22 protein-coding genes and 2 pseudogenes are annotated in these 24,418 nt (G+C 73.4%); 6 read left to right on the forward strand and 18 right to left on the reverse strand.

Annotated elements, in window-relative coordinates; genetic code table 11:
* Positions 1 to 337: 337 nt before the first annotated feature.
* Together OG403_RS36075 and OG403_RS36080 are read left to right on the forward strand one after the other, a co-directional pair.
* Positions 338 to 937, forward strand: coding sequence for a DUF2087 domain-containing protein (locus OG403_RS36075; RefSeq protein ID WP_329571986.1), 600 nt, complete (start codon positions 338 to 340; stop codon positions 935 to 937).
* The gene (locus OG403_RS36080; protein ID WP_329571988.1) at positions 934 to 2,163 is read left to right on the forward strand and encodes a hypothetical protein; all 1,230 of its coding nucleotides are present in this window, start codon (positions 934 to 936) and stop codon (positions 2,161 to 2,163) included. The genes OG403_RS36075 and OG403_RS36080 overlap by 4 nt, the downstream gene beginning before the upstream one ends.
* A 111-nt stretch (positions 2,164 to 2,274) precedes the next feature.
* Here OG403_RS36080 and OG403_RS36085 read toward each other — a convergent pair whose 3' ends face one another.
* The 13 genes from OG403_RS36085 to OG403_RS36145 form a co-directional block, all read right to left on the reverse strand.
* On the reverse strand, positions 2,275 to 3,462 hold the full coding sequence (locus tag OG403_RS36085; protein ID WP_329571990.1) for a hypothetical protein: 1,188 nt from the start codon (positions 3,460 to 3,462) through the stop codon (positions 2,275 to 2,277).
* A 47-nt stretch (positions 3,463 to 3,509) separates the two neighbouring features.
* The gene (locus OG403_RS36090) at positions 3,510 to 4,736 is read right to left on the reverse strand and encodes a hypothetical protein (protein WP_329571992.1); all 1,227 of its coding nucleotides are present in this window, start codon (positions 4,734 to 4,736) and stop codon (positions 3,510 to 3,512) included.
* The gene (locus OG403_RS36095) at positions 4,730 to 5,968 is read right to left on the reverse strand and encodes an MFS transporter (RefSeq protein WP_329571994.1); all 1,239 of its coding nucleotides are present in this window, start codon (positions 5,966 to 5,968) and stop codon (positions 4,730 to 4,732) included. Before OG403_RS36095 ends, OG403_RS36090 begins: the two co-directional genes overlap by 7 nt.
* A complete protein-coding gene (locus OG403_RS36100; RefSeq protein ID WP_329571996.1) occupies positions 5,965 to 6,708 on the reverse strand; it encodes a class I SAM-dependent methyltransferase in 744 nt (247 codons plus the stop codon). Before OG403_RS36100 ends, OG403_RS36095 begins: the two co-directional genes overlap by 4 nt.
* Positions 6,709 to 6,740: 32 nt before the next feature.
* Positions 6,741 to 7,772 carry a hypothetical protein gene (locus OG403_RS36105; RefSeq protein ID WP_329571998.1) on the reverse strand — a complete coding sequence of 344 codons (1,032 nt, stop codon included), beginning with the start codon at positions 7,770 to 7,772 and terminating at the stop codon, positions 6,741 to 6,743.
* A 5-nt stretch (positions 7,773 to 7,777) separates the two neighbouring features.
* On the reverse strand, positions 7,778 to 8,773 hold the full coding sequence (locus OG403_RS36110) for a TylF/MycF/NovP-related O-methyltransferase (protein ID WP_329572000.1): 996 nt from the start codon (positions 8,771 to 8,773) through the stop codon (positions 7,778 to 7,780).
* On the reverse strand, positions 8,770 to 10,035 hold the full coding sequence (locus tag OG403_RS36115) for a hypothetical protein (protein WP_329572002.1): 1,266 nt from the start codon (positions 10,033 to 10,035) through the stop codon (positions 8,770 to 8,772). The genes OG403_RS36110 and OG403_RS36115 overlap by 4 nt, the downstream gene beginning before the upstream one ends.
* Entirely contained in the window at positions 10,032 to 11,120 is a 1,089-nt protein-coding gene (locus OG403_RS36120; RefSeq protein ID WP_329572004.1) for a hypothetical protein, read from the reverse strand. Before OG403_RS36120 ends, OG403_RS36115 begins: the two co-directional genes overlap by 4 nt.
* 93 nt (positions 11,121 to 11,213) lie before the next feature.
* A complete protein-coding gene (locus OG403_RS36125; RefSeq protein ID WP_329572006.1) occupies positions 11,214 to 13,100 on the reverse strand; it encodes a YcaO-like family protein in 1,887 nt (628 codons plus the stop codon).
* Between the two features lie 47 nt (positions 13,101 to 13,147).
* The gene (locus OG403_RS36130; RefSeq protein WP_329572008.1) at positions 13,148 to 13,288 is read right to left on the reverse strand and encodes a hypothetical protein; all 141 of its coding nucleotides are present in this window, start codon (positions 13,286 to 13,288) and stop codon (positions 13,148 to 13,150) included.
* Positions 13,289 to 13,438: 150 nt separating this feature from the next.
* Positions 13,439 to 14,446 carry an aldo/keto reductase family protein gene (locus OG403_RS36135; protein ID WP_329572009.1) on the reverse strand — a complete coding sequence of 336 codons (1,008 nt, stop codon included), beginning with the start codon at positions 14,444 to 14,446 and terminating at the stop codon, positions 13,439 to 13,441.
* A 114-nt stretch (positions 14,447 to 14,560) separates the two neighbouring features.
* A complete protein-coding gene (locus tag OG403_RS36140) occupies positions 14,561 to 15,601 on the reverse strand; it encodes an LLM class flavin-dependent oxidoreductase (RefSeq protein WP_329572010.1) in 1,041 nt (346 codons plus the stop codon).
* Between the two features lie 421 nt (positions 15,602 to 16,022).
* Positions 16,023 to 16,214 (reverse strand): hypothetical protein, encoded by a 192-nt coding sequence (locus OG403_RS36145; RefSeq protein WP_329572750.1) that lies wholly within the window; start codon positions 16,212 to 16,214, stop codon positions 16,023 to 16,025.
* A 53-nt stretch (positions 16,215 to 16,267) separates the two neighbouring features.
* Here OG403_RS36145 and OG403_RS36150 point away from each other — a divergent pair, with 53 nt between their 5' ends.
* Positions 16,268 to 16,558 carry a hypothetical protein gene (locus OG403_RS36150; RefSeq protein WP_329572751.1) on the forward strand — a complete coding sequence of 97 codons (291 nt, stop codon included), beginning with the start codon at positions 16,268 to 16,270 and terminating at the stop codon, positions 16,556 to 16,558.
* Between the two features lie 41 nt (positions 16,559 to 16,599).
* Here OG403_RS36150 and OG403_RS36155 read toward each other — a convergent pair.
* Positions 16,600 to 16,674 (reverse strand): annotated as a pseudogene (locus OG403_RS36155) (hypothetical protein); the annotation flags it as partial.
* Between the two features lie 101 nt (positions 16,675 to 16,775).
* Here OG403_RS36155 and OG403_RS36160 point away from each other — a divergent pair.
* Both OG403_RS36160 and OG403_RS36165 read left to right on the forward strand, forming a co-directional pair.
* Complete coding sequence (locus OG403_RS36160) at positions 16,776 to 17,225, forward strand: LysR family transcriptional regulator (protein ID WP_329572012.1); 450 nt, start codon at positions 16,776 to 16,778, stop codon at positions 17,223 to 17,225.
* Between the two features lie 4 nt (positions 17,226 to 17,229).
* The gene (locus OG403_RS36165; RefSeq protein ID WP_329572014.1) at positions 17,230 to 18,090 is read left to right on the forward strand and encodes a class I SAM-dependent methyltransferase; all 861 of its coding nucleotides are present in this window, start codon (positions 17,230 to 17,232) and stop codon (positions 18,088 to 18,090) included.
* A 61-nt stretch (positions 18,091 to 18,151) separates the two neighbouring features.
* On the opposite strand, the pseudogene OG403_RS36170 reads toward OG403_RS36165, so the two are convergent.
* The 3 genes and pseudogenes from OG403_RS36170 to OG403_RS36180 form a co-directional block, all read right to left on the reverse strand.
* A pseudogene (locus tag OG403_RS36170) lies at positions 18,152 to 19,006 on the reverse strand (D-alanyl-D-alanine carboxypeptidase); the annotation flags it as partial.
* A 390-nt stretch (positions 19,007 to 19,396) separates the two neighbouring features.
* On the reverse strand, positions 19,397 to 19,738 hold the full coding sequence (locus OG403_RS36175; RefSeq protein ID WP_329572017.1) for a hypothetical protein: 342 nt from the start codon (positions 19,736 to 19,738) through the stop codon (positions 19,397 to 19,399).
* Between the two features lie 269 nt (positions 19,739 to 20,007).
* Positions 20,008 to 20,637 carry a hypothetical protein gene (locus OG403_RS36180; RefSeq protein WP_329572019.1) on the reverse strand — a complete coding sequence of 210 codons (630 nt, stop codon included), beginning with the start codon at positions 20,635 to 20,637 and terminating at the stop codon, positions 20,008 to 20,010.
* Positions 20,638 to 21,544: 907 nt separating this feature from the next.
* Here OG403_RS36180 and OG403_RS36185 point away from each other — a divergent pair.
* A complete protein-coding gene (locus OG403_RS36185; RefSeq protein ID WP_329572021.1) occupies positions 21,545 to 22,231 on the forward strand; it encodes a DUF402 domain-containing protein in 687 nt (228 codons plus the stop codon).
* Positions 22,232 to 22,530: 299 nt separating this feature from the next.
* Here OG403_RS36185 and OG403_RS36190 read toward each other — a convergent pair whose 3' ends face one another.
* Entirely contained in the window at positions 22,531 to 22,878 is a 348-nt protein-coding gene (locus OG403_RS36190) for a hypothetical protein (RefSeq protein ID WP_329560288.1), read from the reverse strand.
* Positions 22,879 to 24,418 lie beyond the last annotated feature (1,540 nt).

Here is a 24,418-nt window from a genome sequence, read left to right on the forward strand (position 1 = left end):
GTGGAAGCCCTGACCAGCCGCGATGCCCGCGAGGACCCTCGGGATGGCCGGTCACGTGCACACGAGCACCAGCGACACCCCCGCCGATCCGGGAGTTCCTACAGTCGGGCTGAACCCGAACGCAACGCTGCTCGCCCCCATCGAACGGCAGCTCGGAGCGGGCGAGGCGAGGTTCGACCCGGAGGACCGCGCGCTGGCGCTGCCGCAGACCCGGTGCCGTCGGCTGCGGCAGGTGATGCCCGGTCCGCTGGAGACGGAGTCCAGCCGCGGTCGAGCCGGCGGCGAACGTGTGAACTCGCAGCCCGCGTCCCGGTGGTCCGACGCTAGGCTGATCGGCATGCCTGTTGCCGCCACCTCGTCCCCACGCTCCGGTTCGGCCGTCCTCAGCAGCGCGGCCGACGTGCTGCTGGCACTGTCCAACGGGCGCCGGCTGGCCATCCTGAACGCGGTGGTCGAGCTGAACGCTGCCTCCGGCCCGGTCGCCCTGTCGGATCTCGCAGGGAAGCTGGGCCTCGACCTCAAGCAGTTGTCCAAGGAGGTCGTGCGCCTGACCGAGGCGGGCCTGGTCGGCCGCGAGAACGGCCTGCTGACGGCGCGGATCTCCGCGCTGGGTGAACTCGCCGAGTCGGTCGCCGAGTCCACCGCGCTGTGCCGGGTGATCCCGCCGGCCTCGCCGCTGCGCCGGTTCCTCTCGCACGGGCGGATCACCGACCTGCCCAAGCGCCCGGAGGATCTCGACGCGATCGCCGCCGCGCTGGCCGCCCTGCTGCCCGCGGACCGTTCGCTCACCGAGGCCGAGGTCAACCTGCTTCTCGGGCAGGCCGGTGACGACGTGGCGCGCCTGCGCCGACTGCTGGTCGACCTCGGCCTGGTCAGCCGGTCCGGCTCGGCCGAGTACCGGCGCCACGCCGCCGGGGCCGGGGCGGTGGCGTCGTGACCGCGCCGGTGAGCGAGCTGCCCGTCGTCGAGTTCGCCGAGCTGTCGAGCCGCTGGAACCGCCAACCCTGCGTGGTGCGCGGCCTGGAGGAGCTCGGCGCGCTGGACGTCTACGACATCTACTCGCGGATCGGCGCCGCCTTCCGCGCCGGGATCCACCGCCGCCCCGACGACGTCAAGCTGTTCACCGCCCCGCCGGCGCCGAGCGGGCTCGGAGGCTGCCTTCCGGACCCGGCAGAGCGGGACTTCGCGGCGTACGCGGCCCGCGTCTCCCGCGAGCTGGGCAAGGACTGGAGCTTCGTCCTCAACTCCGCCCAGGCCGTCTCGCCGGAGCTCTACCGCCAGGCGCGCGACGTGCTGACCCGGCTGCGCGAGACGGAGAACGGGCTGCCCGCCGGCGTCGCCGACTGCTTCATCGTGGCCGGCTCCTACGCCACCGGCCCGACGCAGATCCACAAGGACACCGCGGACGTCTTCCTGTACGTCGCCGAGGGCGTCAAGACCATGCTGCTGTGGCCGTATGACGCACTGTCGGCCCACGTGCCGCAGGACGCGGATCCGCTGCACGACTACGTCGCGCTCAGGGTCGATCCCTCCGCCGTCGACGTCGCGCCGTTGCGGCTCAGCGGTCGGCCGGGGGAGGTCCTGTACTGGCCCTCGTCCTACTGGCACTGCGCGGAGTCCGACGGAAGGCCGTCGCTGAGCCTGCACCTGGCCGCACACCGCAACCGCGACATGGCACCGGTGTGGGCGGGTGCCTTCGCCCGAGCCGGGGTCGGCGCGGCGGCGCACCGGTGGGAGATCTCCGAACGGGCGGTCGGCGGAGCCGAGCTGGCGTTCGGGCGGGAGGCTGCCGAGGCGGCCACCTCGGCTGTGCACCAGTGGAGTCTGGGCCGGCACAGCACCGCCAACTTCGAGATCCTGCCCGAGCTCGGCCCGCGCACCGCACCTGACCGGGCGGCGCGTCGAGCGGTCGCCCTGCAGCGGGCCCCGATCTCCTGGGCGGTCGACGCCGGCCGGCCCGCCGACGTGATCGTGGCGGCCAACGGAAGGTCGTTCCGCGTCCCGGCCCGGCAGCAGGTGCTCGCGCTGCTCGGCGCGCTGGCCGGGCTGGAAGCCGGCGCGGCCCTGGACCTGGAGCCGTGGTCGGCGCCGTCCGGGCCGGTCGGCGATGCGGCGGGGGTGCTGGAGGCGGTGTACGCCGCGGGCGCCGTCGACCTGCTCTGACGGGCCCGCGGGCCGACCGGCCCCCGATCGCCGATCGTTCATCGCCTGACGGCCCGTCAGGCCATCCCAGGTGCGTCATCCTGGCTGGACGGCATGCACTCTGATGGCACGTCAGGTCGAACGGGCCCCTGGTCCCGACGGGATGACCAGGGTGATCGCCAGCGGCTCGGCGAGCACGGCCGGCAGGGCCGCGGCGACCTCCTGATGCGTGACCTCGCGCAGCGCCCCGAGCAGCGAGGCGGTGAACCGGACCGGAAGTCCCGCGCGTTGCACCTCGAACTGCCCGGCCAGCACGCGCTTGGCCGAGCCGAGCCGCCGCAGCAGGTCGGTGCGGATGATGCGCCGTGCGGTGTCGACCATCTCGGGCGGTACCCGTCCGCCGTCCGAGTGGGCCTGCCGGACGATGGCGATCACACGGTCGGCCGCCCGGGGATCGGGAGCCACCAGCATCATGAACTCCCCGCGGGTCAGATCGACCACGCAGTCCCACAGGTAGCTCGCCGCCTCCCGCGACCGGATCGCGTGGTCCACCACCGAGCTGTACGGGCCGACCCAGGCCTGGTTCGCGATCAGGGCCGCGGCCAGGGCGCGGACGGTGGAGACCGGCGGGATCGCACGGCGGATCTGCAGGTAGGCGAGCTCGGCGTGCGGCGATGCCACCTCGACCCAGGGCGGTGGCGCCGCGCCGCGGGGCAGCCGGACGGGTAGTTCCACGGCCGGTTCGTCGGCCTCGGCGGGTCGCGTGGGGCTGTGCGTCGCGGTCAGCAGCACGCTCGCCGCCAGGCGGTCGGCCCGGCCCGGCGCGTCGGCGATGACCTGCCGGGCTCCGGCGAGGGCGAGGGCGGCGACCTGATCGGCGTGCAGGCGGGTGGGGGCTCCGGCCGCCGATCCGACCGGAGGACCGCTGAATGTGGCGAGCGTCGCCAGGTCGTACGACCGCTGGGTGTGCGCGGCGACGACCCGGGTCAGCGCACGGTCGGTGGCGTCAGCCGGCGCGGCACCGGTGCTGACGGCGTGCTGGACGGTACGGAGCAGCACGGCGGCCTCGTCCCAGAGCCGTTGCGGTTCGAGGTCCGGCATCGTGAGGTCGACCCCCACCACGCGGCCGTGGTCCGCCAGCGGTCGCGGGGCGGCCCGGGACGCGTAGAAGTCCCAGAGCAGCGGCAGGACGACGGCGTCGTGGGCGAGTTGCACGGCGGGATCGTGCGGCAGGGCGCAGGCGGTGCGCACGTGCAGGCGCGGCTGTGGTTCGGCGACGGCGAAGCAGCGCAGGCTGCGGGTCGGGTCGGAGCGTTCCACGCTGCACAGCGTGCCGTCGGCCGCGGTGTCCACACCGCTCGACGGGTTCACCGGGCCGGCCCGGCGTGGAACTCGGCGTACGGGCTCGCGGCCAGCAGCGCGGCGAACCGGCGCAGGTCGTCGGCCTTGGCGCTTCGCACCGCGTTCAGCAGGTCCTGGTAGCCGCACGAGGGGGCGGCGGGGGCGGCGCCGAGCAGGGCCACGGCGTCGATCGCCGCGAGCTCGGCCGCGTCGGGGCGCAGCCGCAGCAACTGCTCGCGGGCCGCGTCCAGCTCGGCCGGCCCGGTGTCGAGCGCCGGGTGCAGCACCTCTCGCTGCAGGTCCGGCGGATCGTCCGCGGGGCCGGCCGGCGCGGTGCCCGCCGCCACCGCGTAGAGCAGGCCGCCGCGAACCGGCGCCGCGCCGCGCGGGGAGACGACCTGCCCGGACGCCCAGCGCAGCGTTCCGGGCCGGGCCCGGTGTTCGATCAGTACGCCGAGCAGCCACGCGGCAGCCGCGTTCCCGGGGCTGCCGGGGACGATCCAGGCGGTCGCGCAGGTGCTGGAGCCCTCGGGCCTGACGGGCCGTGAGACCTCCGACGGGACGCCGGGCACGCCGTCGTGGATGCCGGGCACGGCGCCGCGGACGGCGGCTCCGGCGAAGGTGCGCGGCAGCAGGTGCCCGGGTCCGGCGGACCGCGAGCCCTCTCGCCGGTCGGCGGGCCCGGCAAGAGTGCGCAGCAGGTCGTCGGCGGACAGCCGGACGTCCGGTCCGGCCACGCAGACGGCGCGGGGCCGCCCGGCGGCGAACCTGGTGACCCGGTCGGCGAGACCGGGCTCGTCGGAGATGACCGCCGTCGGGTCGAAGCCGGGCTCGCCGCGCAGGGCCTGGGCGATCTCCCGGCGCGGGAACCCCGACATCCGGAGCTCGCGTCCGCCGCGGCGCTCCAGGGTGATCAGGCTGCGCGCCGCGGCGATCCGCTGGGCCGGTGCCGCAGGCCCGTCCAGGCAGTCGGCGAGCCGCTGGGCGACCGCCGCCAGCACGGGCCCCAACTCGTCCGGCGGGCAGAGGTGGTAGAGCAGGATCACGTCCTCGAACGTCTCGCCCCACTCCAGGGTCAGCGCGGCGGGGGAGTGCAGGAACCAGAGGTGCTCGAACAGATGGGCCAGCCCGGCCTCGGTCGGCGGGTCGTCGAGGTAGCCGCGGTCGAATGCCACGCAGACCACGCTGTAGGGGCTGTCCGGGAGGTGCCGGGTCGCGGTGCGCAGCTCTCCCTGGCGCGCGGTGGTCAGCATTCGGTCTCCGTCAGAGCCGTGGTGGCGGGGTTCGACGCTGCCCTGCGCAGACGCAGGCCCTCCCGGGCGAGCCCGGCGCCGGCGGCGGCCATCGTGACGGCCCCGGCCGCGACGATGGTCGCGCGCGGGTTCGTGGCGGCGAAGAGGCCGCCGAGCGCGAAGCCCACCAGGAAGAACGTGTTGACGACCGATCCGGCCGCCGCATGGGCACGCCCGAGCAGTTCCTCCGGCGTGCGCAGCTGCACCGAGGTGCGCAGCGCGATGTTCTGGTAGGCGTTGGCCGCGCCGGCGCACAGGGCCATCACGACGGTGACGCCCACCAGGGCGAAGGCCCCGTACAGCAGGATCGCCAGGCCCATCGCGGCCGCGCCCAGCTGCACGGCGCGCTCCGGGGCGGCCCACTCCCGGCGGGAGGCGAGGGCCGAGCCCGCGAGGGAGCCCAGGCCCCACGCCGCGGTCAGGATCCCCAGCACCGCGCCCGAGGAGTGCAGCGGCCCCCTGACGAAGAACACCGCGGCCACGTTGACCATCGAGCTGGCGGACACGGTGAAGACCAGGACCGGCAGCACGCCGCGCAGCTCGCGCTGACCGGCCAGGAACCTCAGCCCCGCGGTCGCCCCCTTCCACCAGACCCGGCCGTCGCCGGCCACCGGCCGGTGCACGCGGACCAGGGCGAACACGGCCGCGGCGACGGCGAACGACACCCCGTCGGCCAGCAGCGCGGACCTGATCCCCGCGCCGGCCACCAGGACGCCGCCGATCACCGGCCCGGCGAGCGTCGATGCCGAACGGCTGAACTCCAGCAGCCCGTTGGCCCGGGCGGGGAACGCCTGTCCGACCACGATGGGGATCAGCAGGACGGCGGCCGGTGCGCAGACCGCGCCGAGAACGCCGACGGCCGCGGTGCCCAGGAGCAGCACCCCGGTGTTCGGCCAGGCGCACATGGCGAGCAGCACCAGGGCCTGGAGCACCGAGGCGAGGGCGAGCATCCGGCCCGCGTCGCGGCGGTCCAACAGCTGGCCGGTCAACGGGGCGAGCAGCACCGCGGGGGCGATCTGCAGCACCAGCACGGCGGCGATCAGCAGGGACTGCCGGCCGGCGGCGAGGTGGATCAGGACGGCGATCGAGGCGATCTCGTCGCCGGCCGCCGACACGAACACGGCGCCCAGGAATCCCGCGCTGGCGGTCCGGTGCCGGTGTGCTGTGCGGTCCTCCAGGACGGTGCCGCTCATTCCTTCCAGCCTGTGAGGACGTGGTCGACGTCGCTGCCGTAGGCGTGCAGCCGGATCAGGCCGGCCTCGGCGAAGAGCTCGGCGAGCTCCGCGACCGGCCGCAGCCGGCGCAGCTGCACGCCGTCCTCCCGGGCGCGGACCCGGCCGTCCGGGTCGACCACCTCGATGACCCGTTCGACCTTGAGGCAGCGTCCGTCGGGTTCGACGGTGCGGCGCTCGGTGACCTGGGCCACGTCGCCGCCGGGGATCGGCACGTCCGGGCGCCGCACCCAGTCGGTCCGGGTGCGCAGCAGCGAGTCGCCGGCCGAGCCGGTGAGCGCGAGGACGCCGCCCGGGGCGAGCCCGGCGGCGTAGCTGCGGACCGACTCGCGGGCGAGGTCGTCGTCCACGATGAAGCTGAACGCGTTGAGCGGGCAGAACATCGCGGCGTAGCCGCTCAGCGCGCCGTCCAGCGGGGCGAAGCTCCCCCGGTGGACGACCGGTTGCAGGCCGAGGCGGGCGGCCTCGGCGAGGCAGACCTCGGTCATCTCCTCGGAGATCTCCAGACCGTGCACCTGGTGGCCGTCGCCCAGCAGCCGCAGCAGGAGCCGTCCGGTCCCGCTTCCCAACTCCAGGGCGGTGCCGCCGGTTTCGGCGAGGATTCGCTCGAACACCGCGTCCTCACTGAAGTGCTGCTCGGCGATCGCCGCCGCGTAGACGGTCCCGATCAGGCCGTTGTAGAAGCCGGTGGATTGCGCCATGGCTAGTCGTGCCGTCCTCATGTGTGGAGTGGTCAGAACCGGAAGGCGTTGTCGGGCAGTCGCGGCAGGTCGTGCGCGCTGGGCACCCAGTGGGCGTAGCGCCGGTGCACCGCGTCGAGGTGGCCGCGGTAGAGGTCCATCATCTGCCGCAGCACCACGAACAGCCGCTCGACCCTGGCTCCGGAGAGCGCGCGGTCCTCGGCGAGCAGGGTGCTCGGCAGCCCGGCGTGGTCACCCTCGACGTCGTCGTCGTCGTGGGCCCGGAAGGTGCGGATCACGGCCTGGGGGACGCCGTGCTCGCGCTCCAGCAGGTCCAGCACGTCGACGCCGGCGCGGGAGGTGTCGGCGCCCAGCACCCGGACCTCCGGCAGCACCAGGGCCGCGGCGAACTCGGGGACGCCCTGCCAGGCGAAGGCTCCGTAGGCGTGGCTGTACGCCATGGTCTCGACGGCCTCCTGGGCCGTGCGCAGCGCCCCGGGCTCGAGACCGGCCGCCGCGAAGCCGCGCACCAGGAGCTCTCCGTGCCCGGACTCGGAGGCGCGGAAGGCCTCCAGGGCCTCCCGCTGGATCGGGGTCATGTCGTGCCGGAAGACCGGCTGGGCGCTCCAGCTGGCGGCCCGGACCACGAAGTAGGTCTCCAGCAGGAACCCGAGGGCCAGGCCGGGGTTGGGTCCGGCGGCCAGGTCCCGCAGCAGTGGTGCGCCGCCCACGATGCTCGGGAACTCGCGCCGGAAGGTGTCGACCAGTCGGCAGGCGACGTAGGCGCCGGGCAACGCGTCGAGCCGGCCGGCCTCCGGGTCCACCAGCAGGCCGGTGCTGAACAGGCGCTCGACGAAGGAACGCGCCTCGGCCTCGGGGCAGTCGAGCCACCCGCCGACGTCGGCGAGCAGTTCGGCGGGCGCCACGCCGGCCGACAACCGATCCAGCTCCCGCAGGCTGACGCCGTGCGACGGGAACGCGGCCCGGTAGGTGCCGTCCTCGATCCGGACCAGGTCGTCGGCCATGGTGAGCGAGACCTGACGGCTGAACCGGGGACGCACCGCGGAGTCGATGACCTCGACCATCTGTGCTACCTCCTGTCGGGCTTGATGAAGATGCGGCCTTGGGTGTCCATGCGGTGGAGCAACGGCGGGTGCTCCAGTTCGGCGAGGTACTCGTCGGTGGCCCGAGTGGCCCCGGCGAGCTTGCCGTAGTCGTCGATGATGACCACGCCTCCTGGTGAAACCCTCGGATAGAGCTCGCGCAGCTCGTGCAGGGTGGAGTCGTACTGGTCGGTGTCCAGGCGCAGCAGGGCGATCCGCTCGGGGGCCTGGTCCGGAACGGTGTCCTGGACCAGGCCGGTGACGCAGCGGATCCGCTCGGCCGGGTAGCCGCCGGCGGCGATCCGCCGGAACACCTGCTCGGCCGTCACCCCGGCGGACATCTGCTCCGCGGCCACTGTTCCGGCGTCGGCCGGCCGGGTCTCGGCCGACGGGGCGTCGGCCGGCGGCTGCCCGATCAAGCCGTCGCGGTCGCCGCTCTGCTCCCACTTCCAGTCGAAGGTGTCGAACAGGTAGAGGTCGCGGTCCTCGGTGCCCGTGCCGAGCAGTGCCAGCGCGGACAGCAGCATGCTGCCGCCGCGCCAGACCCCGCATTCCACCAGCGCGCCGGGGATGCCGTTCGACACCAGGTAGCGCACCGCGGACCAGAGCGCGTACTGCGCGGCCGGCGAGGTCAGGGTGAGCCCCTCGCAGCTGCGGGCCGCCCGCATGAACTCGGGGTCGGCGTGCAGGTCGGGAGCCGCCGCGATGGCTTTCGCGATCTCGACGTTGACATCACGCAGGGCGGGCTGCGGCTCGTCCACGACCACCTGCGCCTGCCGCAGCCGGGCCAGCGCGGCGTCCACCGCGGGCCGGCCGGCCGCCACGGCGCTACCCAGCTCGTCCGGTCCGGTCCCGCGCGAGATCTCGGCGAGCAGCACCAGGATGCCGGCGTCGGCCTGCCAGAGATCGAACGGGTGGTCGACGTGGCCCAGTACCAGTCGTCCGTCCCGGGCGGCGACGAACGCCCCGTCATTGATCCTCATGCTGCGACCTCTCCGTGGTCCAGTGCACCGCGCTTCACCATCTCCCGCATCAGGAAAGCGAATTCGCCGCCGGAAGGCCCGCCGGCGGCCTGGGCGAACTCCTCCCAGCGCGCGAACGGACGACTCGTGCCGGGCGCCAGCGAGGGTAGGAACGCGTCCAACCACGCGCCGCCCCGCACCCGCAGGACGTGACCGTTGACCGCGAGGTAGGTCTCACCGTCGACGTCCACGGTCCGGACCGCCGACTCGGCGGGCACCGTCAGCCGGTCCTCCGTGCCGAGTTCGGCGCACGGCCGCAGCGGCGGGACCACCTCGAAGTCGGAGGACGTCTGCCGCCTGGCCCGGCGCAGCCGCAGGTCGAGATCGAGCCCCTGGTCGTCGAGCAGGCGGGCCACCACCTCGCGGATCCGCGCGTCCACCGGTCGCGGGTCGCCCGGGCCGTCGCCGGTGACCTGGTCCGGCAGGGCGCCGCCCGCGAACCTCCTGATCCCCAACTCGGCGGCGGCCGAACGCTGCAGGCGGCGCGTCAGCAGTGCGAGCCGGTCCTCCCAGCGGTAGTGGGCGAGGTGCAGCGAGACGGCCAGGTCCCCGTCGGAGGTCGCGCAGTGCCAGCGGTCCGAGGGCCAGTAGAGCACCGACCCGGGCCCTGCCTCGACCACGGTGGCGGTGTCCAGGTGGTCCTGGTAGCGGACCGAGGCGGGGAGGTTCACCTGGCGCTGCGTCGCCTCACCGCCGGCCAGGTCCGCGAAGACCTCGAACGGCCAGGTGTAGTAGCGCTTGAAGCCGCTCACGACGTAGGTGAAGACCCCGGCGGTGTCCTTGTGGACCAGTGTCGGAGCGGTCCCGTAGGCCGAGGCGATGAGGTGGCAGTCGACGCCGCCGGCCGGCGGGGCCGGCACCGCGGCGAGCACCGGATCGACCTGGCGGCGCAGCGCCCGCCACAGCTCCCAGCCGAACTGCTGGAGGGAGTTGATGGTCAGCGCGAACGATCCGGCCCGGGCGCGCAGCCGCTCCGCGTAGCCCGCGAAGTCGCCGTCGATCGCTCGGGACGGTAGGTAGGCCTCGACCATCGAGGGGTTGACGATGTTGTCGCCGGCGAACACGCGCACGTCCTGCGGGTCGGGCAGGGTGGCGCGCCGCGCGGCGGCGGTGCAGGCGAGGTCGAACAGCGCGCCTTCGGTGAACAGCGCCTCCTGGTCGAGGCGGTCCAGGACGCGGGGCCGCGTCTCCCAGAACGCCTCGACGTCCCATCGGTCGGTCATCGCAGCGACCTCCTCGCCTGCTCCACGTACGGCGCGGTCCGCGGGTCGAGGGCGGTCAGCCGCTCGCCGTGGACCCGGACGAACTCGTCAGGGTGGTCGACCTGTTCGGCCTTGAGCAGGGTGGCGAGCTCCTCGCCCGTGGCGCCGGCCCAGAGCAGCGCGGCGAGCAGGTAGCCGTCCGCACCGTGGGCGGGCACCCGCGACATGATCTTGCGGCGGCGGAACTCGGGCACCGCCGGGGCGAGGCGGGCGAGGACGGTGTCCTCCCGTGCCGCGTCGGCCCGTTCCAACAGGGTGGTGACCTCGTCGACCGGGTTGTCGCAGAGCTCCTCCAGCACGTGGACCAGGTGGATCGGGTCCACCAGCGGCAACGCCGCCTCCAGCGTGCCGAGGTAGAGGCCGCGGTTGGCCCGCCGCAGCATGCCAAGGCCGTCGACCCACCGCTGTATGTTGGAGGTCTCCTGGAACGCCGCGGGCAGGTAGGCCGCGCCGGGGGCGATGAACTCATGGGGGCGGTGCGGCGCGGGGCCGGGCGCGGTCGGCGCGGGGGCCGGCCCGGGAACCCGGCGGATCGCCACCGTCACCGACGGCTTCTCTATCCAGTACAGCTCATGGATCATGCTCGGCAGGATCGGCGAGACCGAGGCCTCCCTCATCATGGTGCGGGAGGTCGCCGACAGGGTCCCGAAGGTCACGCCCGTGCCCAGCGCCGCCGCGGAGGCGAAGTCGTACTCCAGGTGCAGCCGCCGTCCGCTGAGCGCCAGGAACGCCCCGGACGACACGTGCTTGTGCAGGGTGGAGGCGTTCTGCAGCCAGTAGAGCACGTCGACCCGGAGCGTCTCGGTGCGGATCACGGTGACGCACGCGTTGCCGAAGTAGTTCTTCCAGGACTGGTCCGGCCAACCGCGCGGGTCGGCCAGCAGGTCCGCGAGCAGCAGGGCGGGATCGACCCGGGTGAGCGCGTGCGTGTCGGCGAGCACCGCGGCCAGCGCGTGCGCCTGGCCGTCGTCGGCGCCCGGACCGTCGTCGGCGTCGACGGCTGCCAGCGCGTCCTCCAGGTCGCGGAAGGCGTCCAGCGTCTTCACAGCGGCTCCCTTTCAGTGGTCGGGTGGGCTTGGTGCGGGCAGGGCGGGTTCGGACCGGGTCGGACGGCACGGCAGGCTTCCGGGCGGCTCGGGTCAGGTCGGGATGCCATGTGCCCACGGCGCGTCGAGCAGTGGGCGTCCGCCGCGGCTGCGGGAGGCGTGGGGCGAGGTGGTCGCCCCCGGCACCAGGACGCGCACGACGGTCCAGTCGGGGCCTCGCAGTGGTAGCCGGACCACGATCGGATCGGTCCCCAGCACGGCCAGAGCGTCGACGAGATGGGCCAGTTGGCCCCTCTCGTCGGAGTACGGCAGGGCCTCGCGGCTGCCCCAGGGCTGCGCGTCCAGATACCGCCGGGCCCGGTCAATGACGGGACGCCGAGCCCAGGCCGCGTGGACCGCGCTGGTCGCCTCACCCGTCCGCCGCGCCCGCACCGCCTCGAAGTGCACCTGGCACAGCTCGGTGACGGCGCCGTCGAGCGCCTCCTCGAACGACACGCCGGAACCGCTCGCCCGCACCAGCAGACCGGCCTGCGGGTCGTGGTGGAACGCGTGCACGTCCGGCAGCGCGTAGCCCTCGTGCGGCCAGTGCACGGCCCAGAGCCGCCCGGGGAACGCGCCGTCCAGACCCAGCCGCCGCAGCGCGCCGGTGTGGTCCAGCCGGCGGGCCGGAAGCAGCGCGCTGAACGAGGTGTAGAGCTGCTGTCGCTCCAGCACCTCGCGCAGGCCGCGCAGCACCGCCGTGTCGGCGTCCGGCGCCGCCGCCAGGCCGGTGGTGGTCCCGTCGGTCGGGCGGTCGGCCGACGGGCAGGGGAAGGTGACCAGGGCCTTGGGCACCGCGACGCCGGCGCCGTCGACGAGGCTCACCCCGTCGACGTAGGCCACCGGGCCCGGCGCCCCCTCGCACTGCCGCTCCCACGCGGCCCCGTACGGGTGGAGGTCCGCGAGCTCGACCCGTCGCGAGGCCTGCCGGGCGGGCGGCAGGCTCCAGTTGGCCTGGTAGGCCGCGTATCGCTCGACGGCCTCGCCGACCGCCCCGGTGATCGCGGCCGAGGGGGTGATCCCCTTGCCGCTGTTGCCCTCCAGGTGGTCCTGACCGCCCGCCGGGGTCCGGCAGGTGGCGACCTGGCTGCCGGCGATCGACCCGGGCCGGACCACCAGGCCGCGGACCATGCCGAACGTCCAGCCCTGCCGGTCGGGCAGTTCGCGAAACGGGGTCGACCCGACGCTCCCCGGGGTGGCGAACGCCACCGTCCGCCCTGTGGCGGCGAGGACGGCGCCGCCTGGCGGGAGGCTCGCGGCCGTGCGGATGGCCCGGGCCAGCGCGGCCGGATCCGTCCGGATCCGGTGGACGATCGGCACCGGACGGTCGGTGAAGCCCAGTGAGGCGAGCCGTTCCTCGAACGCCCAGTGCGCGTCGACCGAGCCGCTGTCGCTGCCGCGGTCGTCCGCGGCGGCGACGTAGCTGCCCTCGAACGCCTCGCCGATCCGGAGCAGCCGGTATCCCGGGTGAGCTGACGGATTGTCAGGAAGTCTTGCGGCGGCCAGCTGGGCGGCGTCGATGACGAACGGTGCCCGGCCGTCCGGCGCCGGGAGCTCGCCGTCGCGGGCGAGGACCCAGCGCCCGGCCCCCTCGGCGCGAAGGTGCCGGATCAGGTGGGTGCAGGCATCGGCCGTGGACGTGTCCCGGCAGACGATGATCCCCGCCACCGGTTCGTCGCCCCGGTTCTCGTCGGCGGGCGAAGGCGGTTCGTCACGAGGCTCCGCCTGGTCGAGGAAGCCGGCCGCAACCGCCCGGTCGGCTCCCAGGCAGTCCGCCACGGCCCGGGCGACCAGCGCCGGGGTGCGGTGCTCGGTGTCGGCCTCCACCCGGACGAGCGCGAGGTCGGGGCCCAGCAGGAGTACGTCCGCTCCCTGGGCGGCGATCGCCACCCAAGGAGCGAGACGGTAGGGAAAGGCCTCGTTCTCGAGCGGTCCGGACACGGCTGGCTGATGCACCGAGAACGAGTCGATCATCTGCGGTGCTGACCTCAGTAGGACTTCGGCTGCAGCACGATCGGGTTGCTGTCGAGCTCCACCAGCTCGACGGTGAAGGGCACTCGGTCGGCCTCGGTCTCGGTGGCACCGGCCTCTGCGACGCCGTCGGTCTGCGGGTCGGGGTTCTCGGACATGGTGGCCCTCCTGATGCGGTAGTGGTTGGTGTCGGTGCTTGTGAAACCACTATCGGGCTGCGCCGGAACGGGCGTCAACGAGATCCTGTTCGACCGTCAACTTCCTCAAGTGAGCCTTGAGTTGGCCGTGCTGCGAGCAGGCTCGCGCGGTCATGTCCGGGCCTTCGGCGAGGACTTCTCGGTCAGCGCCGGATCGCACTCGGCGACCGGCGCGAGGATCGCGTCCATCCGGGCGACCAGCTCCGGCTCCAGCGTGACCCCGGCGGCCGCGGCGTTCTCGGTGATCTGCTCCGGGCGGGAGGCACCGATGATCGCGGCCGCCACGTCCGGGTTCCGCAGCACCCAGGCGAGGGCCAGCTGGGCCGTGCTCAGCCCGGCCTCGTCCGCCAGCGGCCGCAACCGCCCCACCCGCTCCAGCACCTCGTCGCGCAGGAATCCCTTGATGGTCGTGGCGCCGCCGCTCTTTCGGTCCGCCGCCCGGCTGTCCGCCGGCACCGGCGAACCCGGCAGGTACTTGCCGGCGAGCACGCCCTGCGCCAGCGGTGACCAGACGATCTGCCCGACACCCAACTCCCGGCAAGCCGGGGCCACTTCACTCTCGATCACCCGCCACAGCGCCGAGTACTCGGGCTGGTTGGAGACGAACGGCACGTGCAGCTCGCGGGCGAGCGCGTGCCCCGCCCGGATCTGCTCGGCGGTCCACTCGGAGACACCGATGTAGTGGGCCCTGCCGGAGTGCACCACGTCCGCGAAGGCCGACATGGTCTCCTCCAGCGGTGTGAAGTGGTCGAACCGGTGCGCCTGGTACACGTCCACGTAGGGGGTCCGCAGCCGGCGCAGCGAGTTGTCGATGGACTCCAGGATGTGCTTCCGGCCCAGCCCGCGGTCGTTTCGCCCCGGACCGGTGGGAAAGTAGACCTTGGTCAGGATCTCCAGACCCTCCCGCCGCTCCCCGGCGAGCGCCCGGCCGAGCACCGACTCCGCCCTGGTCGCCGCGTAGATGTCGGCGGTGTCGAAGGTGGTGATGCCGACGTCCAAGGCCGCCCGCACGCAGGAGATCGCGGCCTCCTCGTCGATCTGCGACCCGTGGGTGAGCCAGTTGCCGTAGGCGAGCTCGCTGACGGACAGGCCGCTGCGGCCGAGCGATCGGTACTTCACTGATGGAACTCCACTCCTGGACAAGGGACTCCGCTCCTGGATGCGAGCGCACCCGGACGCTACGCACCCGGACGCTACGCTCCCGGCACGGAGCATTGCTGGATCCGGCCGGCCTCAGTCGGCCCGGCCCGCCTCCTGCCGGGCCACGGCGTCGCGCACCAGCGGGATGACGTCGCTTCCGAACTCCTCGGCGTCGAGGAGGAAGTCGAAGCCGCGGACCGAGAAGATCCGGACTCCCAGCCGGTAGTAGTCCAGCAGCGCCGCGGCGACCGTCGCCGGTGCGCCGACCAGCACCGCAGGGCCGCGCTCGGGCACCCACAGCGCCCGGTCGTGGTGGCGCCCGCCCTCGAACGGCGCCGACCGCTCCGCGGCGGGCCGCCCGCCCATCCTGGCCCGTACCGTGCCGAGCGTCAGCCGGGCCTTCTCCAGGGCGAGTTCGTCGGTGGCCGCCAGGACCGGCTGGACGGAGAGCTGGATCCGCGGCGGCGCCGCGCGGCCCGCGCGGGCGGCGGCCTGCCGGACCTGCCCGATCTGCTCCGCGACGGTGGCCAGCGGACCGATCCACAGGCAGTAGACGTCCGCCTCGGCGGCGCCGACCGCCACCGCCTCGGGCGTGGTGCCGCCGAAGGAGACGCTCGGCCCGGGCCGCCGGTGCGGGAAGACGTCGCTGAGGTAGCTGTCGAACCGGTAGTGGGTGCCGTGGTGGTCGAACCGCTGACGGCTCGTCCAGACCTTCTTCATGACCTGCATGTACTCGGCGGCGCGCTGGTAGCGGCCGCTCTTGTCGAGGGTGTCGCCCTCGCGCGCCTGCTCCGCGTCACCGCCGCCGCCGGTGATCACGTGCACGCTGACGCGGCCCGCGCTCAACTGGTCCAGGGTCGCGAACGCCCTGGCCGCGTGGGTGGGATGGGAGGCGTTGGGGCGGTGGGCGATGGTCACCCCGAGCCGGTCCAGTCGCGCCGTGAGATAGGCGGCCACCTGCATCGGGTCCGGCGCGCCGGAGCCGTAGTAGAGGAGCACTCGATCCCAGCCGGTCCGCTGGTGCACCCGGGCGAGCTCCAGCGTGAACGCGCTGTCCAGCGCGTCCCGGCTCGACCGCGGCCGCGCCTCGGTCTCGTCGTTGGTCGCCCCCGTGCCGATGAACTCGACCGGCATGTGTTCCCCCAGCAGCTCTGGACGGCCGCGCGATCGGGCGGCTCGTCTGGGAATGCGCTGGTCGGGTCCGTGCGGGACACCCGACCGCCGCCTCCACAGTGTGGGAGAACATCCACACGGCGGGCAACAACCCGGCTCCCGCCCCGCGCCGGCCCAACCCGCCCACCCGGGGCGGCTCCTGGCGAGGCCCGGGCCGGAACGCGGCCCCTTCGGCGGCAGCCGCTCCGGTGTCTGCGGGGCGCCGGCCTCCGGTCAGGCTTGAGCGGACCTCCGGCGGGACGCTCGGGCACCCGCGTGGCGCGGTGCTGGTCGCCGCGATCCTGGACGGTCGCAGGCGTGGGCGATCGGTCCGGCGGGCTGCCGGGCGCCGGCCCTCCCCTGCCGGGGTCAGCGGCCGGCCGGACCTCCCCAGGGCGTCAGCCTACGGGGCGGTGGCCAGCATCCAGTGGCTGAAGGCCGCGTAGGCACCGGCGAACTGCTCGGCGGTCGCGGCGTCCTCCACCGTCGCCGAGTGGGCGCGGACCTGGGCGAACCGGGCGGTGCGCTGCCGCTCGCAGGAGCGCGGCGCGGTGCCCGGGTCGTCCGGTGCGGTGGTGAGGCGGGTGCGCAGCACGGTGACGTCCTCGACGCCGAGGTGCCGCCGGCGGAGATGTGCGGGGAGAGTCCGTGGGCCGCGTCGCTGATGAGCACGACGCGCGCGCCCGTCCAGCGCGGGAGTTCGGGGACCAGCTGCACGGCGTTCTCCAGGACGGCGTCCTCGGGGGTGCGGGCGATGAGCTCCAGCAGCTCCTGGTGCCAGCCGCCGTCGGAGAGGTGGACGGCGACGCCGCCGGCCCGCTCGTCGTAGCCGGTGACCTGCGCGCCCAGCCGGATGTGCGCCGGCCCACGGCGTCGGCCAGGGCGCTGTTCAGCGCCGGGCGGGGGACCAGCAGGAAGCTGTGGTCGGCGTCGTCGTAGCCGGCGGCGCGTACCTGTGGCGCCTGCTCGACGACGGTGACGCGGTGTCCTATCCGCTGCAACGAGGCGGCGGCGGTCAGTCCGACCAGCCCGCCCCCGGCGATGACGATGCGCATGGCGCCCTCCCCGGGCTCGGTGCTTCGGGGCCCTGACAACCAGTCAACGCCGGTCGGAGCATGACTTCGAATGCATGCTCCTGATGCTGAGGATTACTGCCGTGCATCTGGATCTGAACCTGCTCACCGCGCTGGACGCACTGCTGGACGAGGGCGGCGTGGGGGCCGCCGCCGACCGGCCGCACCTGTCGCAGCCGGCCATGAGCCGCACCCTGGGACGGATCCGGCGGGCCACCGGGGACGAGATTCTGGTGTGCAGCGGGCGGCAGATGCTGCCGACGCCCTACGCCGAGCAGATCCGGGCCGAGGTGCACCAACTCGTCACCCGTGCGAAGACGGTGCTCACCCCGGCCGCCGAGGTGGACCCGCCGACCCTGCGGCGCACCTTCACGCTGCGGTGCGACGACGTGCTGGCCGACGCGCTGCTGCCGCCGCTGGTGGGGGAGTTGGCGGTGGCCGCGCCCGGCGTGGTGCTGGGCCCGCTGCGACCGTGCCGGCGACGACGTCCCGCACCGCGCCGGTGTCCCGCCCCGTTGGCCTGGCTAGGCTGACCGCATGACTGATGAGGCGGGACGCGTTGAGCCGTCCGGGGTGTGGGCCACGGCCGTGGGCGTGGCCCGGGTGAGGGCGATGGAGACGGCACGCGAGCAACCGCTGTTCCGGGACCCGCTGGCGGCGGCCTTCGCCACGGCCGGCGGGAGGGGCCCCGCGACGCCGTCGCCCCCGCGCGCGGACGAGGCGTCGCGGCGCCGCTGGCTCGGCGTGGCCTTCTCGATCGTCGTCCGGACGAAGTTCCTGGACGACCTGCTGGACCAGGCGGTCGCGTCCGGCATCCGGCAGGTCGTGCTGCTCGGAGCCGGCATGGACAGCAGGGCCTTCCGGATGAACTGGCCCGCGGGGACCCGGCTGTTCGAGGTCGACACGGCCGAACCGCTGGCCTTCAAGGAGTCGGTGCTCCGCCAGGAGCGGGCCGTTCCGCGCTGCGAGCGGATCACCGTCCCGGTCGACCTGCGCGAGGACTGGCCCGGCGCCCTGGCCGCCGCCGGGCACGATCCGGCGCGGCCGACGGTGTGGATCGCCGAGGGGCTGCTGATCTATCTGCCCGAGGACGCGGTGCGGTTGCTGCTCGAACGGGTCGGGGCGCTGTCCGCTGCGGGCAGCCGGATGGGCCTGACACTGGGCTCGCGCGGTGTGGTCGAACGCTTCCGCGCGGACGCCGCGCCGGGATCGGCGGCGTCGATGTGGGTCTGGGAGATGCCGGAGGATCCGGTCGGCTGGCTGGACGGCCTCGGTTGGGAGGCGGAGACCTTCACCCTGCGTGAGCGCGCCGAGGCCTACGGGCGTCCGGTGCCCGGCCCGCCGCAGCAGGACGAGGGCGCCGGCGGGCTGGTCTCGGCGGTGCGCGCCGCGAACTGAACGCGACGAGGTCGTGCGGGCCGGGCGAGGACCTCGCCGGCCCGCGCTGACGTGGCGGCGGTCAGCCGCCGTGGGAGGCTTCCTGCTGGAGCGGCACGGAGATCTGGTTGAGGTCGTTGACCAGGTCCAGGAAGGTGTCGGTGGTCGGCGCCGAGGCGCCGGTGACCAGGAGGTCGAAGACGCGCAGGCAGCCCTGCTCGCTGAGCAGGTAGCCGCCCAGGGCCTGGCCGCCGACGGCGATCTGTTGGTTCAGGCGGTCCGGCTCGATCATCGAGCCGGGCTTGGCGAAGACCTTGCCCTTGGCCGGGCAGTCGGTGGTGCAGTACAGGGCGCCGGTGCCGTCCACCCCCAGGATCGGCAGCGAGGGCCGGAAGGCGTCCGCGTCGGGGGTGCGCAGCCAGTACCGCAGGAGCTGGTCGATGCCGCGCGGGGTGGCCCGGTCGGCCGGGTCGCCGCCGCGCCCGTCGCCGAGCTGGAACCGCGTCGGATCGATGCCCGCCGTGCTGGTGAGGAAGCCGTTGATCAGACCGAAGGCGTCGAAGCAGTCGGTACTGCCGCGGGAGGCCGCCATGTCGCACAACGCGAGCTTCGCGACCAGGTTGTGACTGCCCTTCAGGATAAGTTTGGCGTACTCCCGGTAGGGCGGGGAGACGTAGGCGGCCACCTGCTGGTCGCTGTGGTACGAGTCGGGCAGCTCGGCCACAGGGTTGGCGCCGGTCGGCGGGGCGGTGACGGTGACGCCGGCGCGGGCCTGGGCCTCGATGAGCGCGGTGCGGCCGAAGGCGTTGGCGTCCTGGATCTGGGAGACCCGCAGATCGGGCCGGGCGTCGGTGGCGATGGTGCCGGAGAGGGTGACCCGGGTGCCGTCCGGCGAGGCGGAGACCTGGATGTCGGTCGCCCCGCCCGCGGCGACCGTCTGGACGGTGGAGGTGACCTGGTAGGGCGCGACCTGCGGGCGCCAGGTCGGCTGGGCGGGTCGGGGTGGAGAGCAGGTCGATCAGGTTGTCGTTGATGATCAGTGGGGTGGGCTGCGGGTCGAGCGGCGGGGGCGTGAACTTCCGGGCGTCGACCACGACGTCGCCGTTGGCCCGGGTGATGCCGGCGGCGCGGATCTGCTGGGCGATCCGGTCGATTCCGGCCAGTGGGTCCTCGGGCGTGAGGGTGGCGCCCAGGTGGCCGCCGAACGGGGGTACGGCGCCCCGGCGGTTCGCCGGTCCCGCCCGCACCCGGTGGTGGGTGGGTCCGGCGTGTTCCGGGGCTCGGCGCGGGACTCGTGGGGACGACACCTGTCGGAGGACGACCGACCCTAGTGCGTCACCGTGCCCGTGGCGGTCACGGCTGCCCCGCCGTGGTCGAAGCTGATGTTCCGGCAGCCGTTCTTCTCGGCGTGGACGATCACGAACAGCCCGGTGGCGTCCAACACCACCTGGCCGGACGCGCCGACGAGGACCACCTCGACCCGCCACTGCCCCGCCGGCTGATCACCGAACTCGATGGCCGCCCTGGCGGCCGAGACCGGCACGAGGTGCGCCTCGGCCTGCGCCACGCCGCAGACCGACGGAGCTCCCAGGCACGCGCCCATCTCGGCCACCAGTCCCGGGTGCGCCCTCACGTAGGCCGTGGCGTCGACCTCGGAGCTGCTTGCCACCTCGTCCATGGGACATGCCCGCGCGCTGCCGACGCACCCGCTCACCGAGAGCACGACCGTCAGCGCTGCCGCCACCGCGGCCCACACCTTGTCTCCCCGCATGGCCCTTGGACGGCCGGGGGCTCGGAACGGTTCCCTGACGGGGCGTCTCATCCGGCTGCGGCAAGGCCACTCGGACGATCCCGGGCGGCCGGCGGGCGCCGACTCGCGCTCACGGCCCGGGTGCCGTTGCCGTCGACCACCACGACGTCGGCGGCGTGCCGACGGGCTCAGCAGGTGATGAGTCGGGCGGCCGCCTCGCCGGCGACCGGCGCCCGGCCGGTCAGGTGCCGGTAGCGCCGCACGAGGTGGCCGTGCCGCAGTCGGCGGCCCAGCCGTCGCTCCGCGCGCAGCAGCGGGTTGCGGGCCGGGGGAGGGAAGGCGGCGGCGAGCTCGGCCAGGAGGGCGCGACGGTCCGTACCGATGCCGGCCAGTACCCAGGCCGCGCCCGGGTCGAGCGCGACGAGGGCCAGCGCGAGGTGCTCGGGCCGGTGGTGCCGCTCCCGGCGGGCCAGGGCCAGCCGGAGGGAGGCCTCCTGGACCGCCTGCGCGTCGAGTCCGATCGGCGGCGCTGCCCGGGCGCAGCGCTCGCGGGCGGCGCCGGCGCCGAGGGGGAGGAGGGGTGCGGGGCCGACGGGCCGGTCCAGGACCCTCGCGTCGGAGTGCCGCAGGAGGTCGTCCAGGTCGACGCCGAGCGAGCCCACGAGCGCGCGATCGGCTGCGGCGCCGACACCTGGGAGCGGCTGTTCCTCGGCCAGCTCCAGGACCAGGACGACGATCTGCGCCGGGCCGTGCGAGATGCGGTCGGGCACCTGGATGACGCCGCCGACAAAGGCCGGCGCCGCCGTGAGCCGGACCATCGCGCCCTGCACCTGCGCGATGTGACCTGCCGCTCCGGCCGTACCACCCACGCCCTGCCGACCCGGCGCGGACCGATCGCCGCGATCAGCGGCTGGACCCTCGGCGAGCCCGAGAAGGACCGAGCCGCGCGGAGCGGAGTAGGCCCCGTGGCGAGGGCCTTCCGTCCGCGGTCTGCGTGCCTTGGGGCTGCCGCGCTTCTACCTGCCGCTTACGCGAGCAACTGCAGGTGGATCGCGAGGACTCCGAGCTGCTCTTTCGCGGGTGGGTAGATGGCGCGGCAGGCGGCCAGGAGATGGTTTGCGGGTCATGCCTTCGCTGCCGATCGCTTGGTTGTCTTCGGTGCCGAGCATGGCGTCGAAGGAGTCGAAGGAGGGGTACTCGGCGACCTTGGTGACGCGGGTGCGGCAGATGGTGTCTCCGGAGGCGAAGACGAGGCCACGTGGACCCTGACCTGCGCTGGGGAGTTTCGCCTCGGAGCCGGTGAGTTTCGGTTGGCATTGCAGGTCAGCGGCCGGCGAGAGCGGCACGCGCTACGCCGTCCGGGGGGGCGGGGTTCGGCTCGGCAGCGCGGCGGGCAGAGCCTGCGACATGACGACACCCCAGGCCAGGCACCGCGACCGTCGCCGCCGTCCGACCGCGCCGACCGTTTCCGCACCGGCCTCCCCGGTCCGCGCCGGATGGTCGCCGGCCCCCGATCCGGCCGGGCGGTGGATGCTGCCGGACCTGGTCCAGCGAGCACCTGACCCCGGGCGGGATGGTCGTCCGGACGAGCTGGCACGAGCCCGCGTGCACGACGTGGGCCCGACCGCCCGCACAGCCCCGGTGACCGGACCGTTCCAGGGTCCTGACCCGCCGTCACACCTTCGAGCGGACTCCCCGGCCCCGGGGCCGGGAACACTCCTCGCCATGACCGACACCAAGCTGTTCCAGCCCGGCACCACCGCGATCCGCCGCGACGTCCACGCCGACCGGGTATGGACCGCGATGCCGCAACGCGTGATCGACGACACCGGCCACATGCTGACCCTGGCCTACTGGCCGGGCATCGAGAGCCTGGCCCCGACAGCCTGGATCACCTCGACCCGCACCGGCGACGACGCCACCCGCCAGCAGGGCCTGGCCGACCTGGCGGCCGGCACCTGGACCCTGGACCACTACCAGTGGACCGGCACCGAGCTGCTGTCCCACTTCCTGAACAGCGAGTGGTTCTCCGTGCACCGCTTCCAGGACGCCACCACGAAGGAACCACTGCGCTGGTACGTGAACTTCGAGCACCCCTACCGGCGCCGCCCCGGCCTCGGCATCGACACCATGGACCTCGCCCTCGACCTGGTCATCACCCCCGACCTGTCGGGGCACCACTGGAAAGACCAGGAAGAGTACGCCCAGCTGCGCCGCCTCGGTGTGGTCGACGACTACGTGGGCCGCCAGGTCGAGCGGGCCCGAGAACGGGCGATCGGCATGCTGGACGACCGCACCGGGCCGTTCGCCGGCGGCTGGCCGACCTGGGCACCGGATCCGTCCTGGCCGCTGCCGACGCTGCCGCCCGGCGCCGAGGAAGCGGCCACCTCGGCGACCGCGTACCGGCCATGACGAGCAGCGGCACGGGAAGCGGGCCGGCCCGCGTGCGGGTGCGCGCGGTCCTGCTCCACAACTGCCGAGCCGCCTCGCAGGATTTGGCTCATTGAGCCGAAGCGCGATAGCGGGGCGGGCATGTTGTCACCGGGATTTGTTCCGGCGGCGGCAGGCTCGCCTCGCATACAAACCCAGAGTGCAAGCGAAAGGCGCGCACCCGGCGGACCGCGATCCGTCAAATGCGCGCCTATGTGACGCCCTGTCAATGTGGCATCAGGTTCTCGGTACTGTGGCCACGGGCACCGAGACCGTTCAACTCAGTTGCCGGTGAAGACGATCAAGGTCAGATTCGCCCCGTAAGTGTTTGTGCACGCGCCTCGGTAGAAGTCCCAATTGCGCCCCGAAGCATCCCGCACGTATCCCGTGTAGCTGTTCGAGCACACCTGATGGGAATTCGTGATGTTCATCCAGCCTTGGTTGGCGGGCCCGCCGTCCCAGACGTAGCAGTAGTGGCCGCCGCCCGAGCCGTAAGAGACGTTGACGACGGACGACAGGTTGCACGTGGAGTTCACGACCGTGGCGCTGGCCGGGGTCGCAGCGAGGACGCCGGCGGTGGTGAGGCCCACCGCGATGGCTCCTGTTGCCAGCTTTCGGGCGAGATTCATGTAGTTCTCCCTGAGGATGCGTGCTTGGTGAGTTGTCTCCCAGGCGAGCAGTGCCGCCGAGAGGCGTGCGAGCTCCCGTGACGTGCTTTAGTGCTGACGGCTCGTTATGGGGTCGTCGTGCAAGATCGAGGCTAAGAGCTGCTGTCCTAGATCCGTCCTAGATCCGTCCTTGCGCACTCCGTTCACATGAGCACATGTGACAAGTCGAATGCCTTGTTGGTGAAAACCAGACTGCTTCGACCGGTCCGAATCGCCAGGTCATCCCTCTCCTCTGGTGACAACTACGGTGCTTCGGCTCACTCATGCAGGTGCCCGGCAGCGCTATGCCCGTCGACGTTGCCGGGCCCTCGACCCGCTTCCTTCATCTGCCGGGGTCGGCTCCAAACCTGCCTGGGTGGCGGGCTGGCGTGGGTCGGCCATCGTTCCCGCTACGTGCTTCCGGCTGATCGGGACCTGCGTTCTGCTCGGGCTCGTCGAGCGTCTCGACTTCGACGCTGTCGTTGTGCGCCGGCTTCCGGGCCTCTGGAGGCACGACCGCCGGGTGCATTGGGCCAGGGTGGATGGGGACCGCTGAGATGGCGGTGGCGGTCCTGAGGGCGTCGGCCAGGCCGGAGAGGTCGGCTTGGGAGAGCACTGCTGCCTTGAACGCGTCCGTGATCAAAGGTGTGTAGTCGAACTTGGGCAAGGCAATCGCTGCTGCGATCGTGTCGGGCTTCAGCGAGAGCCAAGGAGTGATCGAATGCGGGCGCGAGAGTGGCTGCCGGCGCGATGGCCGTGCCGCTGTTGTGAGCGGTGTCGTGAAGTTCCCCCTGATCTTGGACAGCGGGTGCTTACGCTGCGGGGGTGAAGTCGTGCTGCAGCCTGGCTCGGGTTTCGAGTGGGGTGAGGTACCCGAACTCGGGGTGCCTGCGGAGCCTGGTGCGGTGTATTCGACTTCGATGAAGCGGAAGACGTCGACTCGGGCCGCTTCCCGCTCGGCGACGACGAGGACCGGGGATTTGGCGGGGTCTCCTGACGGTCGGTTTCTGATACGGCCGGGCGGTGGTGATTTCCAGTCCTCGTGCGGACGGGTTTTCCGTGCCGGAACATGGGGAGCGGACGGGGTGTTTTCAAGTGGGCCCGGACGGGCTTTTCGGCAGGATCATCTGACGATGGAGTTCTGATACACCCTCGGAGGAGGGGCCGGGCTAGTCGGCCCCAGGGTGGGGTGACTGGGTGATGGTCAGTCAGGGGAGTGGGGTACCAGTGGGCCCCGGCCCGGACGGTGGCTCAGTCCCCCCGCGGCCGGACCACCCCTTCCCAGTCAGCCTCTTGATTCAGGCTCAGCCACCTGGGGCCGCCGGAGCGAAGCGGAGCGGCCCCAGGGAGGGGAGCGAAGCGGACCGACCAGGCCCGGCGCAGCCGGGCCGGCCTGACCGAAGGTCAGGCCACCGCGCCCCGAAGGGGCGAGAGGCTGGCCGAAGGCCAGCCTGGACCCGCGGCGCGGGTCCGCCACCGCGCGAAGCGCGGTGCGCACGGAGGGCCGAAGGCCCGTAGGGAC

It is taken from the genome of Kitasatospora sp. NBC_01266 (assembly GCF_036242395.1).
Classification (GTDB): domain Bacteria; phylum Actinomycetota; class Actinomycetes; order Streptomycetales; family Streptomycetaceae; genus Kitasatospora.